The organism is Streptomyces sp. NPDC051322 (genome assembly GCF_040689485.1).
Taxonomy (GTDB): Bacteria; Actinomycetota; Actinomycetes; order Streptomycetales; family Streptomycetaceae; genus Streptomyces.
Genome location: NZ_JBFBAK010000007.1, coordinates 1 through 15,290 on the forward strand (window position 1 = coordinate 1; position 15,290 = coordinate 15,290).

Annotated in this window: 13 protein-coding genes and 2 pseudogenes; 2 read left to right on the forward strand and 13 right to left on the reverse strand. The window is 70.0% G+C overall.

What is annotated here, in order from left to right; all coding sequences use genetic code 11:
• Window positions 1-194 precede the first annotated feature (194 nt).
• From AB0436_RS17420 to AB0436_RS17450, 7 genes and pseudogenes are all read right to left on the reverse strand, one after another.
• A pseudogene (locus AB0436_RS17420) lies at window positions 195-545 on the reverse strand (acyl-CoA dehydrogenase family protein); the annotation flags it as partial.
• A 115-nt stretch (window positions 546-660) separates the two neighbouring features.
• Window positions 661-1,245 carry a hypothetical protein gene (locus tag AB0436_RS17425; RefSeq protein ID WP_366468748.1) on the reverse strand — a complete coding sequence of 195 codons (585 nt, stop codon included), beginning with the start codon at window positions 1,243-1,245 and terminating at the stop codon, window positions 661-663.
• Complete coding sequence (locus AB0436_RS17430; protein WP_366468749.1) at window positions 1,242-2,381, reverse strand: ROK family glucokinase; 1,140 nt, start codon at window positions 2,379-2,381, stop codon at window positions 1,242-1,244. Before AB0436_RS17430 ends, AB0436_RS17425 begins: the two co-directional genes overlap by 4 nt.
• Window positions 2,382-2,406: 25 nt before the next feature.
• Entirely contained in the window at window positions 2,407-3,276 is an 870-nt protein-coding gene (locus tag AB0436_RS17435; protein WP_366468750.1) for an ATP-binding cassette domain-containing protein, read from the reverse strand.
• Window positions 3,273-4,310 (reverse strand): ABC transporter permease, encoded by a 1,038-nt coding sequence (locus tag AB0436_RS17440; protein WP_366468751.1) that lies wholly within the window; start codon window positions 4,308-4,310, stop codon window positions 3,273-3,275. Before AB0436_RS17440 ends, AB0436_RS17435 begins: the two co-directional genes overlap by 4 nt.
• Window positions 4,307-5,311 (reverse strand): sugar ABC transporter substrate-binding protein, encoded by a 1,005-nt coding sequence (locus AB0436_RS17445; protein ID WP_366468752.1) that lies wholly within the window; start codon window positions 5,309-5,311, stop codon window positions 4,307-4,309. The genes AB0436_RS17440 and AB0436_RS17445 overlap by 4 nt, the downstream gene beginning before the upstream one ends.
• A gap of 151 nt (window positions 5,312-5,462) precedes the next feature.
• A complete protein-coding gene (locus AB0436_RS17450) occupies window positions 5,463-6,455 on the reverse strand; it encodes a sugar ABC transporter substrate-binding protein (RefSeq protein WP_366468753.1) in 993 nt (330 codons plus the stop codon).
• A 170-nt stretch (window positions 6,456-6,625) separates the two neighbouring features.
• Here AB0436_RS17450 and AB0436_RS17455 point away from each other — a divergent pair, with 170 nt between their 5' ends.
• Window positions 6,626-7,630, forward strand: coding sequence for a Gfo/Idh/MocA family oxidoreductase (locus tag AB0436_RS17455; RefSeq protein WP_366468754.1), 1,005 nt, complete (start codon window positions 6,626-6,628; stop codon window positions 7,628-7,630).
• A 25-nt stretch (window positions 7,631-7,655) separates the two neighbouring features.
• Here AB0436_RS17455 and AB0436_RS17460 read toward each other — a convergent pair whose 3' ends face one another.
• From AB0436_RS17460 to AB0436_RS17480, 5 genes and pseudogenes are all read right to left on the reverse strand, one after another.
• Window positions 7,656-8,840, reverse strand: coding sequence for a cytochrome P450 (locus AB0436_RS17460; RefSeq protein ID WP_366468755.1), 1,185 nt, complete (start codon window positions 8,838-8,840; stop codon window positions 7,656-7,658).
• 4 nt (window positions 8,841-8,844) lie between these two features.
• A pseudogene (locus tag AB0436_RS17465) lies at window positions 8,845-9,373 on the reverse strand (response regulator transcription factor).
• The gene (locus tag AB0436_RS17470; RefSeq protein WP_366468756.1) at window positions 9,370-10,584 is read right to left on the reverse strand and encodes a histidine kinase; all 1,215 of its coding nucleotides are present in this window, start codon (window positions 10,582-10,584) and stop codon (window positions 9,370-9,372) included. Before AB0436_RS17470 ends, AB0436_RS17465 begins: the two are co-directional and overlap by 4 nt.
• Window positions 10,585-10,701: 117 nt before the next feature.
• Window positions 10,702-11,640 carry a DMT family transporter gene (locus AB0436_RS17475; protein ID WP_366468757.1) on the reverse strand — a complete coding sequence of 313 codons (939 nt, stop codon included), beginning with the start codon at window positions 11,638-11,640 and terminating at the stop codon, window positions 10,702-10,704.
• A 135-nt stretch (window positions 11,641-11,775) separates the two neighbouring features.
• Window positions 11,776-12,600, reverse strand: a complete 825-nt coding sequence (locus AB0436_RS17480; protein ID WP_365851060.1) for an AIM24 family protein — start codon at window positions 12,598-12,600, stop codon at window positions 11,776-11,778.
• A gap of 114 nt (window positions 12,601-12,714) precedes the next feature.
• Between AB0436_RS17480 and AB0436_RS17485 the strand changes: the two genes are divergently transcribed.
• Window positions 12,715-13,497, forward strand: coding sequence for an SDR family oxidoreductase (locus AB0436_RS17485; protein ID WP_366468758.1), 783 nt, complete (start codon window positions 12,715-12,717; stop codon window positions 13,495-13,497).
• Window positions 13,498-13,643: 146 nt separating this feature from the next.
• On the opposite strand, the gene allB is transcribed toward AB0436_RS17485, so the two are convergent.
• A complete protein-coding gene (gene allB / locus AB0436_RS17490) occupies window positions 13,644-14,981 on the reverse strand; it encodes an allantoinase AllB (protein ID WP_366468759.1) in 1,338 nt (445 codons plus the stop codon).
• Window positions 14,982-15,290 lie beyond the last annotated feature (309 nt).

Here is a 15,290-nt window from a genome sequence, read left to right on the forward strand (position 1 = left end):
CGAGGAGCACGGCCTGCGGGTCGACGTCATGTCGCCCGAGCCGTCCGTGCACCGGCTGGCCGAGGCACTCGCCGAGTTCGGCGCGCATGGGCAGCTCCGCCCCCCACACCGCTGCTCGCGGCCTGTCCCCGGGTGGCGCGGTACGTGTCCGGAAGGGTGCCGTCTCTCTTCACCTGCCGGGCTACCGCCCGCCCCAGGTTGCGTTCGTGCACGGGAGAGGATCCCTCATAGATGCGCAGTGCCCGCACATCCCGCCACATCCGTGGCACAGGGTGGTCGCCGACGATGCCCTCACCACCGAGCAGTTGGACGCAGCGGTCCGCCACCCGGCTCGCCATCTCGGAACAGAACAGCTTGGCCGCGGCGATACGGTGCCGTGGGACGGTGGCCGAGTCGAACGCCCGCGCCGCCTCCATGGCGAGTGCTCGGCCGGCTTCCAGGTCGGCGAAGCACGCGCCGAGGTCCGCCTGGACCGCGCCGAGGTCGGCGAGCGGTGCCCCGAACTGCCGTCGCCGCAGTAGGTGGCCGGTGGTCTCCTCCAGCATCCGGGGTGGTCCTCATAGGGCCGGTGAGCACATCGGCGCGACGCGCCCTGCCTTCGGTACTGCAGCGTCCTGGTCCACACGCCCGCCACGCCGGCCGGGCCGCCGGCACGGGCATTCAGGGGGTGTCGGTGGAGACCACGTAGACCCTGCGGGCATGCGGCCAGGTGCTGTCCACGGTGATGTTCAGGGTGGGCAGCGGGTCCTTCTGCGAGAAGGTGGTGCCCGACCAGTCCCGGGTCGCGGGGAATTTCCAGCCGACGATCCTGGCATCCCGGCCGCCGACCGTGACCTTGCCGTCCTTGAGGGAGGCCGGGTTCACCCCGACCTCGTTGAGGAATCCGTCCACCCCGGCCTGGTCGGTGGTGAACTGCACGTACAGTCGGCTGACCTTCCAGTTGCTGGTCTGGTAGTACCAGACACCCAGCGCCTGCTCGGGGATCGGCACGTCGAAGGTACGGCGCTGCACCTTGGTGGGCCAGCCGTGGGTCAGGCCGGTCGCCAGGGCCTTCTTCTCGTTGTGGCGGCCGCTCTCGCGGCTCTGCTCGGCGGCGATCACCAGGTATCCGGCCGGGATCCCGATCAGCAGCACGATGATGACCGCCGTCAGCCAGCGGCGGCGGATCATGTGCCGGCGGTCCTCCGCCGACGGCTCGGGACCCTCTTCGGCCGGCGGGGACTGCTGCGACACGGCTGTGGTCATTCCGGAGTTCCCTGGGTGGTGCGGTCGGTGCGGGCGTAGCGCTCGTACCGCTCGACGCGGCGGCGATTGGCCCTGCGGAAGCGCCGGGCGATCAGCCTGGCGAGGTCCGCCGCACCGACCATACCCGCCTCGGGGCCGAGCTGGGCCTTGGCGATGCGCGCCTCGGGGCGGTATCCGCGGCCGGTCAGCTGTCGCTTGAAGGCGTCTCGAGCCGGTCCGATGAGCAGGTCGTCGGCGGCGCTGACACCTCCTCCGACGACGAAGCAGGACGGGTCGAGCGCGGCGGCGAGGTTGGCGATGCCGACGCCGAGCCACTGGCCGATGTCCTGGAAGAGTTCGACGCACATCGCGTCGCCCTCGCGGGCGAGTTCGGTGATGAGCGGTCCGGTGATGTCGGGAATGTTGCCCTTGACCCGCTCGATGATGTTGTAGGCGACCGGTGAGTCGGCCGCAGCCAGTTCCTTGGCTTCCCGGACGAGTGCGTTGCCCGAGCTGTACTGCTCCCAGCAGCCGCGGTTTCCGCATGGGCAGCGGTGGCCGCCGGGAACCACCTGCATATGACCGAACTCACCCGCGACGCCGTATTTGCCCCGCTTGACCTGGCCGTCCTGCAGGATCGCGCCGCCGATCCCGGTGCCGAGTGTGATCATCACCAGGTGGTCCTCGCCGCGTCCCGCGCCGAAGCGCCACTCGGCCCAGGCCGCGGTGTTGGCGTCGTTGTCGACCATGACGGGGACGGCGAGACGGCCCTGCAGCGCGTCCCGCAGCGGTTCGTCACGCCAGGCGAGGTGGGGGGCGAAGAGCACCCGGGACCGGTCGGCGTCGACCCAGCCGGCCGCACCGATGCCCACCGCGTGCACGTCGTGGCGGTCGGAGAGATCGAGGACCAGCTCGACGATGGTGTCCTCGACGACCTTGGCGCTCTTCGACTTGTCGGGCGTCTCGGTCTTCATCTTCTCGAGGATGACGCCATCCGCGTCGACGACGCCGGCCATCACCTTCGTACCGCCGATGTCGATGCCGACGGTCGGGACGCGGGGCGCTGTGAGGTGCGAGCGCCGCTCGCGGGTCCCGACGGTCCGCAGGACCGTGGCGCGGGCGGAGCCGCGGTGCGCGAAGTCACGGTACGTACTCATCGGGCAGATTCTGCCACCCGTGCCGTCACGAGGCGTCCCCGGCGGGGGGACCGACCGGATGCGCGGGTGACGGGGCGCGCTGGAGTTCGTGGCTGAGCTCCTCCAGTTCGCTGCCGCCGGCCATCTGCCGGGTGAGCTCGTCCAGCGTGATGTCGTCCTTGGTGTGACTGCCGAACATGGTGCCGCGCTTCAGCAGGACGAAGCGGTCCCCGACCAGGTAGGCGTGGTGCGGGTTGTGCGTGATGAGGACCACGCCGAGGCCCGCGTCACGGGCGGCCGCGACGTATTTCAGGACCACGCCGGACTGCTTGACCCCCAGCGCGGCGGTGGGCTCGTCGAGCACCAGCACCTTCGCGCCAAAGTACACGGCGCGGGCGATCGCCACGCACTGCCGCTCGCCGCCGGACAACGTGCCGATCGGCTGGTCGACGTCGCGCAGGTCGATGCCCATCCGGAGCAGTTCGGCGCGGGTCGTCTCACGCATCGTGCGGACGTCGAGGCGCTTGACGGGGCCGGCCCCCTTCGTCGGCTCGGAGCCGAGGAAGAAGTTGCGCCAGACCGGCATCAGCGGGACCACGGCGAGGTCCTGGTAGACCGTGGCGATGCCCCGGTCCAGGGCTTCCCTCGGTTTGCCGAGGGAGGTCTCCTCGCCCTCGATGAGGAAGCGCCCGGCGTCGTGCCGGTGCAGCCCTGAGATGATCTTGATGAGGGTCGACTTGCCGGCGCCGTTGTCCCCGAGCACGCAGGAGATCTCACCCGCGCGCACGACCAGCGACACGCCTTCGAGTGCCTTGACGTTGCCGTAGAACTTGCTGACGCCGTCGAGCTCGACCAGCGGGGCGGATCGCTGGGCGGCGGCCGCCGGCTTCGTGTCATCGGTGGGCTGCTCGGTCATCGCGATGCCTCCGCTCGCTTGCGTACCCAGGCGTTGAGCAGCGCGGCCAGCAGCAGCATCGCCCCCAGGAAGAACTTGAACCAGTCCGGGTTCCACTCCGCGTACACGATGCCCTTGCTGGTCATGCCGAAGATGAAGGCACCGACCGCGGAGCCGATCGCCGAGCCGTAGCCGCCGGTGATCAGACAGCCGCCGATGACGGCAGCGATGATGTAGATCAGTTCGTTGCCGACCCCCTCGCCCGACTGCACGACGTCGTAGCTGAAGAGCAGATGCTGGCCGGAGATCCAGGCACCGAAGGCCACGCCCATGTAAAGGCCGATCCTGGTCTTCACGACCGGGACACCGACCGCGCGGGCCGCGTCGTCGTTGCCGCCGACCGCGAAGATCCAGTTGCCCGCGCGGGTGCGCAGCAGGATCCAGGTGGCCACCGCGACGAGGACGAGCCACCACAGAATGGTGACCTTCAGGTCGACGTCACCGATGGAGAGCTGCGAGGCGAAGAGCTTCCTGGCCGACGAGAATCCCTCCATGTCGCCGATCGACTTGGTGGAGACGGTGCCGCTGATCAGCTTGGTGAAGCCGAGGTTGAGACCGGTCAGCATCAGGAAGGTGCCCAGCGTGATGATGAAGCTGGGCAGTTTCGTGCGGGTCAGCATGAAGCCGTTGAACGCCCCGATGGCCAGCGTGACCAGCAGCGAGACCAGGACACCGACCCAGACGTTCGCCGTCATCTGGTAGCTGAACATCGAGGACATCAGCGCCGAGCTGGTCACCAGCACACCGGCCGACAGATCGAACTCGCCACCGATCATCAGCAGCGCCACCGGCACCGCCATGATCCCGATGGTCGATGCCGCGTAGAGAACGGTGGAGAGACTGGAGGGGCGCAGGAAACTGCTCGCGACGATCGAGAAGAAGACGAAGACGGCGACTGCGCCGACGACCGAGCCGAGCTCTGGGCGGCCGAGCAGCCTGCGCAGCAGCGAGGGCCGCAGCAGCCGTTCGTCCTGCACTTCCAGGGTCGCGGTCATCGGGTCCCCCGCTGGGTGTAGGCGGCCAGGGCGCTTGCGTCCTGTTTGGTGATGACCTGCGGACCGGTGAGCACCGGCAGCCCGCCACCGAGGACGTTGCGGTTGTACTTGTAGAGCCAGAGCAGGTCGACGGCCTCATAGCCCTGGAGATACGGCTGCTGGTCGACGGCGAAGCCGAGCGTGCCCTTCTGCAGGGCGGCGGCGACCTTGGCGTTGAGGTCGAAGGTGTCGACTTCCGCCTTGCTGCCCGCGGTGTTCTTCGCCTGGACCGCCGCGTCGGCGAAGGGTGCGCCGAGGGTGACCACGGAGTCGATGGAGTGGTCGGCCTGCAGCTTCGCCTCGATGGACGACTGCACGTCGGGCATGTTGGTGCCGTCCACGTAGATGTTCTGCATCGTTCCGTGGAAGGTCTTTTTGGCGCCCGCGCAGCGCTGCTCGTGGCCGACGTTGCCCTGCTCGTGCAGGACACAGAGGGCCTTCTTGCGGCCGCGCTTGTTCAGCTCGTTGCCGACCGCCTCGCCGGCGATGGTCTCGTCCTGGCCGATGTGACTGAGCGCGCCGAATTTCTTGGACTCCGCGGATCCCGAGTTCACCGTGATCACCGGGATGCCGGCCTTCTCGGCCTTCGCCACGACGGCCTTCATGGAGTCGGGCTTGGCGAGGGTGACGATCAGCCCGTCGACCTTCTGGTCGATCGCGGTCTGCACCAGCTGGGCCTGCTGCTGCCCCTCCTCGCTGTGCGAGTAGAGGAATTTGATGTTGTCCTTGGCGGCTGCCTGCTGGGAACCCTTCTGCACGATGTCCCAGAAGGTGTCGCCGTCGCCCGAGTGGGTCACCATGGCGAACTTCCACCGGGGGGTGTTCACGGCCGCCTTGCCGACGGCGGCCGCCCGGGCCGCCCGCTCCTCGGCCCGCTTGCCGCCGGTGCTGCTGCATCCCGCCAGGGACAGCCCGACCACAGCCGCCAGCGCCCCACTGACCCAGCTTCGTACCCTTGCCACGAGGTGGTGCCCTTCTTGCTGAACGTGCACTTCTTGCCGTGCCTGTACTTCTTGCCGTGCGGTACGTCTTCGCGTACCTGCCGGTGCGGCCGGGGGACGTCCCCGTCCGGCCCGGCGGCCCAAGTATGGGTCACGGCTGATCGGCGGCCACTCATCGGGTACCGCGTGCGGTGTACTTCTCCAGGGCGGGCACATCCTTCCCGGTGACGATCGCCGGACCGGTGAGGACCGGCTTTCCGCCGCCCAGGACGTTCAGGTTGGTCTTGTGGAGCCAGAGTTCGTCGATCGCGAGATAGCCCTGGAGATAGGGCTGCTGGTCCACCGCGAATCCGATGTCCTTGGCCTTGAGGCTCTTCACCACTGCGGCGTTGAGGTCGAAGGTGTCGATCTCCGCCGTGCTGTCGGCGTCCTTCTTGGCCTTGACCGCGGCGTCCGCGATGGGCGCACCGAGCGTGACCACCGCGTCGATGTCCTTTCCCGCCTGTAGCTTGGCCTCGATCGACGAGGTGGTCGCGGGGGTGTTGGTGCCGTCGACGTTGAGGTTCTCGACGGCCCCCTTGAAGGTCTTCTTCACGCCCGCACAGCGGTCCTCGAGCGAGACGTTGCCCTGTTCGTGGATGACGCAGACGGCCTTCTTCCTGCCCCGTGCGTTCAGCTCGTCGCCGACCGCTTCGCCGGCCACCGATTCGTCCTGGCCGATGTGCCCGAGGGCGCCGACCTCCTTGCTGTACTGGCCGCCGGAGTTGATGGTGATGACCGGAATGCCCGCCCTGACGGCCTTCTTCACCACCGCCTTCACCGCGTCCGGCTTGGCCAGGGTCACCACGATCCCGTCGACCTTCTGGTCGATGGCGGCCTGCACGAGCTGCGCCTGCTCGTTGCCCTGCTCACTGGCGGAGTACAGGAACTGGACGTTGTCCTTGGCCGCCGCCTGTTTCGCCCCGCTCTGCACGATGTCCCAGAAGGTGTCGCCCTGGCCCGAGTGCGACACCATGGCGATCTTGAGCCGCGGCGTCGTGACGCCCTTGCCGCTGCCCGAGCCGGCCGGTTCGTCCTCCGACTTCTTGCCGCCCGATGTGCTGCAGCCGGCGACGGCGAGTGCGAGTACGGCGAGGAGCGCTGCTGCTGTACGTGTCGTACGCATGGGGGTCCGCCTTCCCTCCCGGCCGCCCGGTTGCGGCAAGGGAGTTCTAACGGCGAGCGCGATGCCCCGTCAAGAGTTTGTCCGAACATTCTTACGAACATCACGGAACTGAGGTTCTTTTGTCAGGACAAAGACTTGACAGCGGGTGGCACGGCGACCACTTTGGGGCCATGCGTATCGGACTGATCGGGACGGGGCGTATCGGCTCCTTCCACGCGGGCGTGCTCAGTGATCACCGTGATGTGGGTGCCCTGGTGGTCGCGGACACCGAGGGCCAACGGGCCACCGAAGTGGCCCAGCGGATCGGCGCCACCGCGGCGCCCTCGGTGGACGAAGTCTTCACCTGGGGGGTGGACGCCGTGGTCATCGCTTCGGCGACGGCCTCGCACGCCGATCTGATCGGCCGGGCCGCGCGCGCCGGACTACCGGTCTTCTGTGAGAAGCCGATCGCCCTGGACCTGCCGCGCACGCTGGCCGCCCTGCGGGAGGTCGAGACGGCCGGCAGCATTCTGCAGCTCGGCTTCATGCGCCGCTTCGACGCGGGGTACACCGCGGCCCGTGAGCTCGTGCGCTCCGGGGCGCTGGGCCGGCTGCACACCCTACGGGCGATCACCTCCGACCCGGCGCCGCCGCCCGCCGCATATCTGCCGCTCTCCGGCGGGCTCTACCGGGACTGCCTGGTGCACGACTTCGACATGGTGCGCTGGGTGACGGGGTGCGAGGTGGTGGAGGTGTACGCGACCGGGTCCGACACCGGGCCCGCGATGTTCCGCGAGGCTGGCGACGTCGACACGGCCGCCGCGGTGCTGACCCTGGACGACGGGACGCTCGCCACCGCCACGGCCACCCGCTGCAACGGCGCGGGCTACGACGTACGGCTGGAACTGGCCGGTGAGCTCGACCAGATCTCGGTCGGCCTCGACGACCGCACCCCCATCACCTCGACCGAGCCGCAGGGCCCGCCGCCCGCCGACGAGCCGTGGCCCGGATTCCTCGAGCGGTTCGCGCCGGCCTACGAGGCCGAGCTGGACGCGTTCCTGCGGGTCGCGCGGGGCGAGCTGGACAATCCGTGTGACGGCTGGGAGGCACTGCAGGCGCTGCGGATCGCCGAGGCCTGCGAGCTGTCGCGGCGCGAGCACCGTCCGGTCGGACTGGACGAACTGCCCGCGGGCTGAGCCGACGCAGGCCGATCGGCTGCCGCTACCAGCGCACCGGCAGCTTGCGCACCCCCCGGATCAGCAGCCCGGGGATCCAGTCGTACCCGCCGCCCTGCCGGTCGAGCGCCAGCTCCGGGCAGCGTTCGAGGAGGGTACGGACAGCTGTGCGGCCCTCTATCCGGGCGAGCGGGGCACCGAGACAGAAGTGGATGCCGTGCCCGAACGCGAGATGTCCCTGCGAGCGGCGGCGGATGTCGAACCGGTCGGCGTCCGGGTAGCGGCCCGGGTCCCGGTCGGCCGATGACAGGGAGACCAGCACGTCCTGCCCGGCCGGGATCTCGGTGCCGCCGATCGTGATCGCCTCCCGGGTATGCCGGTAGGTGGCGGTCTGCACCGGACCTTCGTAGCGCAGCATCTCTTCCACTGCACCGTCGAGCAGACTCATGTCGGCGCGCAGTGCCGCGAGTTGCTCCGGGTGCGAGAGCAGCGCCCGCATGCCGTTGGAGATCAGATTGACCGTGGTCTCGTGCCCGGCGACCAGCAGCAGGAAGGCCATGCCGACGAGTTCACGCGAGGACAACTGATCGCCGTCCTCGTGGCGGGCCCGGATCAGCGCGCTCATCAGGTCGTCGCCGGGCCCGGTGCAGCGTTTGTCCTCGATGAGTTCGACGAGATACTCGCTCATCGCCATGACCGCGGCGCTCTCCTGCTCGGGGCCGGTCGGAGCCACCATTTCGTTCGACCACAGCCGGAATCGCGCCCGGTCCAGGTCGGGCACGCCCAGCAGTTCACAGATGACGGTCATGGGCAGCGGGAAGGCGAGCGAGTCCACCAGATCGGCCCGGCGGTCGGGCGCTTCGAGCATCGCGCTCGCATAGCCGTCGGTGATCTGCTGCACCCGCGGGCGCAGCGCCTCGACGCGGCGTGCGGTGAATTCCCTGGCCACAAGCTTGCGCAGCCTGGTGTGGTGCGGCGGATCGGTGTCCAGCATGTTGGAGAACAGGCCCGGTGACTCGTCCTGCCAGTTGCCCGTGATGCGCGGGTCCTTGCCGAGCCGGTCGTCCGCGAGCGCGGCTCTGGCCTCGTCGTACCCCACGATCAGCCAGACGCCGTCGGCCTCGGGGGTGCGGATGCGGTGCACCGGTCCCGCGGCGCGCATCTTCTCGTAGTACGGATAGGGATGGGAATTGAAGTCCTCGGCATGCTCCCGCAGGTCGATCTCCGTCATCCGGTCAGCCTACGTCGCCGTCCCCGTCGAGGAAGCCCGCGTCGTGCACCAGCAGCGCGATCTGGACACGGTTGTTGAGCCCGAGGCGAGCCAGGATGCGCGAGACATGCGCCTTGACCGTGGGCACGCTCATGTACAGCTCCGCGCCGATCCTCGCGTTGGAGCCGCCGCGTCCGACGGCGATCGCCACTTCCCGTTCCCGCTCGGCCAGTTGAGCCATTGAGTACGAAGCCGGCGGCCCCGGCACGCAGCGCCCGCACCACCTGCTCGTCGGCGTGGAAGGTGGTGAGGACGATGACTTCCGGGGCGCCGGGCACGGCCCTCAGCTGTTCGGTTGCGGTCAGCCCGTCCACGCCGGGCATTCTGATGTCCATCAGCACTACATCGGCGTGCCCGGCCGCCACCGCCGCGGCAACCTCGGAGCCGTCCGTGGCCTCGCCCACGATCTCGATGTCGTCCGCGCCGCCGAGCATCAGGGCGAGTCCGGCACGTACGAGCGGGTCGTCGTCGACGATGAGCAGCCTGATGGTCATGCAGGCCACGGTAGCCAGGCTTCCACCCGGAAACCGCCGTCCCCGCTCGCCCCGTGGTCGAGCCGTCCGCCTGCCAGGGTGGCCCGCTCGGTCAGACCGATCAGTCCCTGGCCGGAACCGGGAACCTTCGGCACGTCTCCCGTCGGGCGGGGGTTGCGCACCGCGATGGTGATGCCCTCCCCCGGGCTCCCGCCCAGCTTGACGGTGACCTCGGCTCCCGGTGCGTGCTTACGTGCGTTGGTCAGCGCCTCCTGAGCGATCCGGTAGGCGGTACGGCCGGTGGCCGCGGGCACCGCTTCCGGATCGGCGACCCGGTTGACCAGAGTGACCTTCATGCCGGCCTGCCGGGACTCGGCAACCAGATCCTCCAGGGTGACGAGGGTGGGCTGCGGGCGGTTCTCCTCGCCCTCGCCCGGTGTCCGGAGCACCCCGATGATCTCGCGCAGATCCTGCAGCGCCTCGTGGGCACTGTCCCGGATGACCCCGGCGGCCCGCGCCACCTCGCGCACCGGTGCGTCGGGACGGAACTCCAGAGCACCGGCGTGGACGCTCAACAGGGTGAGCCGGTGCGCCAGTACGTCGTGCATCTCCCGGGCGATGGCCTCGCGGGCGAGCCGCTGCGCCTGCTCGGCCCGCAGTTCGGCCTCGGCCTCGGCGCGGTGGGCACGCTCCCGCAGCACCACGACGATCTGCCGGCGGGAGCGTACGACCATCCCCCAGGCGATCACCAGCAGCACGAGCACCGTACCGAAGAGCACCGAAGTCATCCAGGAGGTCGACGGATCGGGGCGCAGCCAGGGCTGCACCACCCCACTGCCCACCGCGGCGGCACCGACGACGGCGACCGGTTTGAACGGGCGGTGCACGGCCAGGCTGAACAGCGCCACCAGCAGCGCCCCGGAGGCGAGCGGAGCGAAGGTGCTGAGGACGACGAGGGCCACCGCGAGATCCACCGGCCGGCGCCTGCGGATCCACAGCGCACAGCAGGCGAGACCGCCCGCGGCCACGTCGGCGGCCAGCTCGAGGGAGCTCTCGCGGGACCCGGACGTGAGCGCGTCCAGCGTCAGCACGGCGATGACCACGGCGATCAGAAACGCTGCGACGTCCACGACCCAGTCGCGCAGCGTGCGGCGCGGCCGGTCCCCCTCGGCCGGCAGCTCGGGGTCGGCGAGGGCCGACGGCAGCAGCCAGGGGTAATCGGAACGCGTCATATCGACAAAGTTACGCAGCCCGGCGGTCCGCCGCGGTCGCTGCGGCCGGAGCGGAGACCAAAGTCGGGCAGGCACAGACTTTCGGCCGGCCCGGCCCGCCCCCGCCCGGCCGGGTCCTCAGCTGCTCACCGCAGCCGCCGCCCGGTCCGCCGAGCGGCGGCCCCAGGTGGTCCCCGCCAGCACCAGCAGCCCGCCGCACAGTCCGAGGGCACCGAGGTGCTCGCCACCGATCGCGATACCGACCGCTGCCGCCCAGAGCGGCTCGGTGCCCAGCAGCAGGCTGAGCCGTGACGGCGAGGTCCGGCGGACCGCCCACATCTGCACGAGGAAGGCGAAGAGCGTGCAGAAGACCGACAGGAAGAGCAGTCCCGCCCACGCCCGCACGCCGAAGCCGGCCGCCACGGCCCAGGGGGCCGCACCGGTGCCGGGCACCGCTGCGAGGACGGCGAACACCGCGACGGCAGATCCCAGCTGGACGGTGGTCAGCGACAGCGAGTCGGCCCCGCGGATCGCCCTGATCCGCGACATCGCCAGGACATGCACGGTCCGGGCGAGCGCGGCCAGCAGCATGAGCAGGTCGCCGGCCGAGGGAGCGGTGAATCCGCCGCCCTGGGTCAGCAGCACCACCCCGAGAACGGAGAGCCCGGCGGCCGCCAGGAACCCGCGGCGCGGCACGGTCCTGGTCATCACCGCCTCGGCGAGCGGTGTGAAGATCATGGTGAGGCTGATGATGAGCCCGGCGTTGGTGGCCGAGGTGTGCACGATCCCGTACGTCTCCAGCAGGAAGATCCCGCTGAGCACCACCCCCAGGGTTCCCGCTCCGCGCCACTGGGCCGCGGACAGCCCCCGGAGCCTGCGCTGCCCGGCCGCGGCGAGAACCGGCAGTACGATCGCGAACCGCAGCGCCAGTACGGCCACCACCGTTCCCGGAGTGGTGATGTCCTTGGCCGCGAGATAACTCGCGCCCCACACCCCGGCCACCAGCAGGACCGGCAGATCGGTCAGCCAGGCACGGCGCGGGGCGAGGGCGGGGACGGGCACGGCGATCGACGACAACGGGAGCTCCCCTGTCCGCAGTGGGTGGAGACTCCGTCGGCTCTCACAAGGTTGATCACCGTAACCGCCCGAAGCGACCGGACGCCATGGCCGAAGGCGCTCGGGGGCGCGGTCCCTCCGGTCGGAGGGCCGCGTCTATCCGGCGTTCGTCGAGAACAGTCCGCCGGTCGGCCCCTGCTTGTCGCCGCCCTGGGCCTTCTTCAGTGCGTTGGCCAGGCCCTCGATGGTGAGTGACTGCAGGATCACCCGTCCGTTGCCCTCCAGCGTGGCCAGGGACAGACCCTCGCCGCCGAAGACGGCGTTCATCATGCCCTGGCGGTTCAGGCCGCCGATCCGCTGCACTCCGTACTCGATGCCTTCCTCGAAGGCGACGATGCAGCCGGTGTCGACCTCGATCCGGCCGCCGAAGTCGGCGGGGTTGAGGTCGATGAAGTTGCCCGCACCGCAGATGATCACCGTGCCGTGGCCGGTGAACTTCTCCAGGATGAAACCCTCACCGCCGCTGCGGCCCGTGCGGCCGCCCTGCCAGGCGATTCCGAAGTCGACGGTGGACTCGGCGGCGACGAAGGCGTCCTTCTCGGCGAACCACGCCCGGTTACCGGTCAGCTCCAGCGCCCGCATCTCGCCGGGCAGCACCCCGGCGAAGCCGACCGTGCCCTCACCGCCGGAGCAGGTGAAGTACTGGAAGGCGAGCGACTCACCGGCCAGTGCCCGCTGGCCGACCTGCATGGCGGTGCCCATGGCCTGCCTGAGCAGGCCGCCCATCCCGCCGGCCTGCCCCGGCTGCCCGCCCTGCGGCTGCCCGCCTCCGCCGCCGGGCCCGGAGAGGCGGGTCTCCATGGTCACGTTCGCGGTCTTGAAGAGGAACTTCCCGGCCTCGCAGTAGACGGTCTGGCCGGGCTGAAGGCTGACCACTGCCATCTGCATGGCGTTGCCGACGATCTCTTGCTGCAGGGTCACAGCCGGTTCTCCTGACGATCTCGGGGTCCGTTTCCCGCCGGTGCCGGGCGGCGGCCGCCGCTTTGCTGGGATGCGAACACCGAGGCGCGAACACTACTGATGAAGGGTTACCACATGTCTTCGCTGGACGGCAGCACGGCAGCGGTCGGGACCGCGCGGACCGGGAGGGCGCAGACCGGGACGGCACGGACCAGGGCCGCACTGGTCACCGGGGGCAGCAGGGGGATCGGGGCGGCCATCGCGCTGCGGCTGGCCCGGGAAGGGGCCGACGTCGCGGTCACCTACGCCCGCGACGAGGCCGCGGCCCACAAGGTCGTCGCAGAGATCGAATCGACCGGCCGACGGGCACTGGCCCTGCGGGCGGACGCGGCGACGGCGGTCACCAGGACCGCCGACGCGTTCGGCGGTCTGGACATCCTGGTCAGCAACGCGGGGATCGGTGTGCTCGCCCCGATCGGTGACCTCTCGGCCGACGATCTCGATCGCACGCTCGCGGTCAATGTGCGGGAAGTCTTCCTCGGAGCGCAGTCGGCGGCGGTCACGCTGCGACCCGGCGGCCGGATCATCTCGATCGGTTCCTCGCTGGCCGGGTACGTGGGCGGTCCTGGCGGCACCCTGTATGCGATGAGCAAGTCCGCGCTCACCGGGCTGACCAAGGCGCTGGCCAGGGAGCTGGGCGGCCGCGGCATCACGGTCAACGCGGTGCACCCCGGCCCGATCGACACCGACATGAACCCGGCGGACGGACCGTACGCGGAGCCGCAGCGGGCGGGCACGGCGCTGGGCCGCTTCGGGAGCCGCGATGAAGTCGCCTCGCTGGTGGCGTATCTGGTGAGTGAGGAGGCGGCTTACGTGACCGGGGCAGAGCTGGTGGTGGACGGCGGCCACGCGGCGTAACGGATCCGGATCGCCGGATACGGCCGCCGGCAGCGCGCCGTGAGCGATGGGTGCCGGTGGCCGAGGTGGCCGGCAGGAAGCGCCGGTCCGTGTCCGATCGGAGGCGGGTCCGCGGGAGGGCCCGCCTCCTTCCCGGCAGCCAGGGGTCAGTTCGTTCGTTCGAGCAGGCGGCCCGTGGGGTCGGCGAGCGTGCCGTCCGAGGCGATCCGTACGCCTCGGAGCCAGGTCGACTTGACGACACCGTGCAAGGTCTTCCCGGCGTAGGCGGTGACCTGGTTGCGGTGGTGCAGGGCGGCCGGGTCCACGGTGAAGGTCTCGTCGGGCGCCAGTACCGCGAAGTCCGCGTCGCGGCCCGGCGCGATGGCGCCCTTCTGGGCCAGTCCCACCAGACCGGCCGGGGCGGTGGACATCCAGCGCACCACGTCCTCCAGTGACCGTCCGCGCCGACGCGCCTCGGTCCAGATCGCGGGCAGGCTGAGCTGCAGCGAGGAGATGCCGCCCCAGGCGGTGGCGAAGTCGGCGGTCTTGAGGTCGGCGGTGGACGGCGAGTGGTCCGTGACGATGCAGTCGATGGTGCCGTCCGCCAGCGCCTCCCAGAGCAGATCCTGGTTGGCGGCCTCCCTGATCGGCGGGCAGCACTTGAACTCGCTGGCGCCGTCCGGGACTTCCTCGGCGGTGAGGGTGAGGTAGTGCGGGCAGGTCTCGACGGTCAGCCGGACACCGGCCGCCTTCGCCGCGGCGACCAGCGGCAGCGCGTCGGACGAGGACAGATGCAGGATGTGAACGCGGGCGCCGATCCGTCCGGCGACCGCGATCAGCCCCTCGATCGCGGCGTTCTCGGAGACACGCGGGCGGGTGGCCAGGTAGTCGGCGTACTTGGGACCGCTCAGATGCGGCGCCACTTCCAGCTCGTGCGGGTCCTCGGCGTGCACGATCAGCAGACCGCCGAACCCGGCGATCTCGGTCATCGCTGCGGACAGCTGTTCCCGGTTCAGCTCGGGGAACTCCTCCACGCCCGAGGGCGAGAGGAAGCACTTGAAGCCGAAGACTCCGGCGTCGTGCAGCGGACGCAGATCCTTGACGTTGTCGGGCAGCGCGCCGCCCCAGAAGCCGACGTCGACATGGGCCTTGCTGCGCGCCACTTCCTGCTTGGTGCGCAGACCGGCCACCGTGGTGGTCGGCGGCAGCGAGTTGAGCGGCATGTCCACGAGCGTGGTGATCCCGCCGGCGGCCGCCGCGCGGGTGGCGGTCCAGAACCCCTCCCACTCGGTGCGACCGGGGTCGTTCACATGGACGTGGGTGTCGACGAGGCCGGGGAGCAGCACGTCGTCACCGAAGTCGTGCAGGCTCGCTCCGGCCGGCACCGCCGCGTCGTGGGGCAGTACCGCCGTGATCCTGCCGTCGGTGACGGCGACCGACGCGGCGCGTGTCCCCTCCGGGGTGATGACGCGTGTCGAGCGCAGTACCAGTTCGGTGTCGGACACCCGAGCCCCGCTTCCTCTTCAAATTCCCCTGTGCGAAATTCAACGTTCTGTTGAAGAAGTCTTCACTCCGAGCCGCAGGCCGTCAAGAGGTCCCCGGACTGCGACGGAACTCCGTCCGGACATCTGGAGGTTTCCACAAAGTGGAAGTAGAATTTCGATGCCCGGAACGTATGTTCTGCGCCGTCACCGGCAGCGGAGCGCTTGTGTTCAGGCCGCCTACCCGGACAAAGCATGCCTGACCGGCCAGAACATCGACGTCGCCGCCGGGGTGCCACGGAGTACCTCCCGGTAAGCTGACGCCTCGCCCCG

Coding starts and splice junctions, on each gene's coding strand:
- AB0436_RS17425 (WP_366468748.1), bottom strand. CDS start 1,245: ATGACCACAGCCGTGTCGCAGCAGTCCCCGCCGGCCGAAGAGGGTCCC.
- AB0436_RS17430 (WP_366468749.1), bottom strand. CDS start 2,381: ATGAGTACGTACCGTGACTTCGCGCACCGCGGCTCCGCCCGCGCCACG.
- AB0436_RS17435 (WP_366468750.1), bottom strand. CDS start 3,276: ATGACCGAGCAGCCCACCGATGACACGAAGCCGGCGGCCGCCGCCCAG.
- AB0436_RS17440 (WP_366468751.1), bottom strand. CDS start 4,310: ATGACCGCGACCCTGGAAGTGCAGGACGAACGGCTGCTGCGGCCCTCG.
- AB0436_RS17450 (WP_366468753.1), bottom strand. CDS start 6,455: ATGCGTACGACACGTACAGCAGCAGCGCTCCTCGCCGTACTCGCACTC.
- AB0436_RS17455 (WP_366468754.1), top strand. CDS start 6,626: ATGCGTATCGGACTGATCGGGACGGGGCGTATCGGCTCCTTCCACGCG.
- AB0436_RS17460 (WP_366468755.1), bottom strand. CDS start 8,840: ATGACGGAGATCGACCTGCGGGAGCATGCCGAGGACTTCAATTCCCAT.
- AB0436_RS17470 (WP_366468756.1), bottom strand. CDS start 10,584: ATGACGCGTTCCGATTACCCCTGGCTGCTGCCGTCGGCCCTCGCCGAC.
- AB0436_RS17485 (WP_366468758.1), top strand. CDS start 12,715: ATGTCTTCGCTGGACGGCAGCACGGCAGCGGTCGGGACCGCGCGGACC.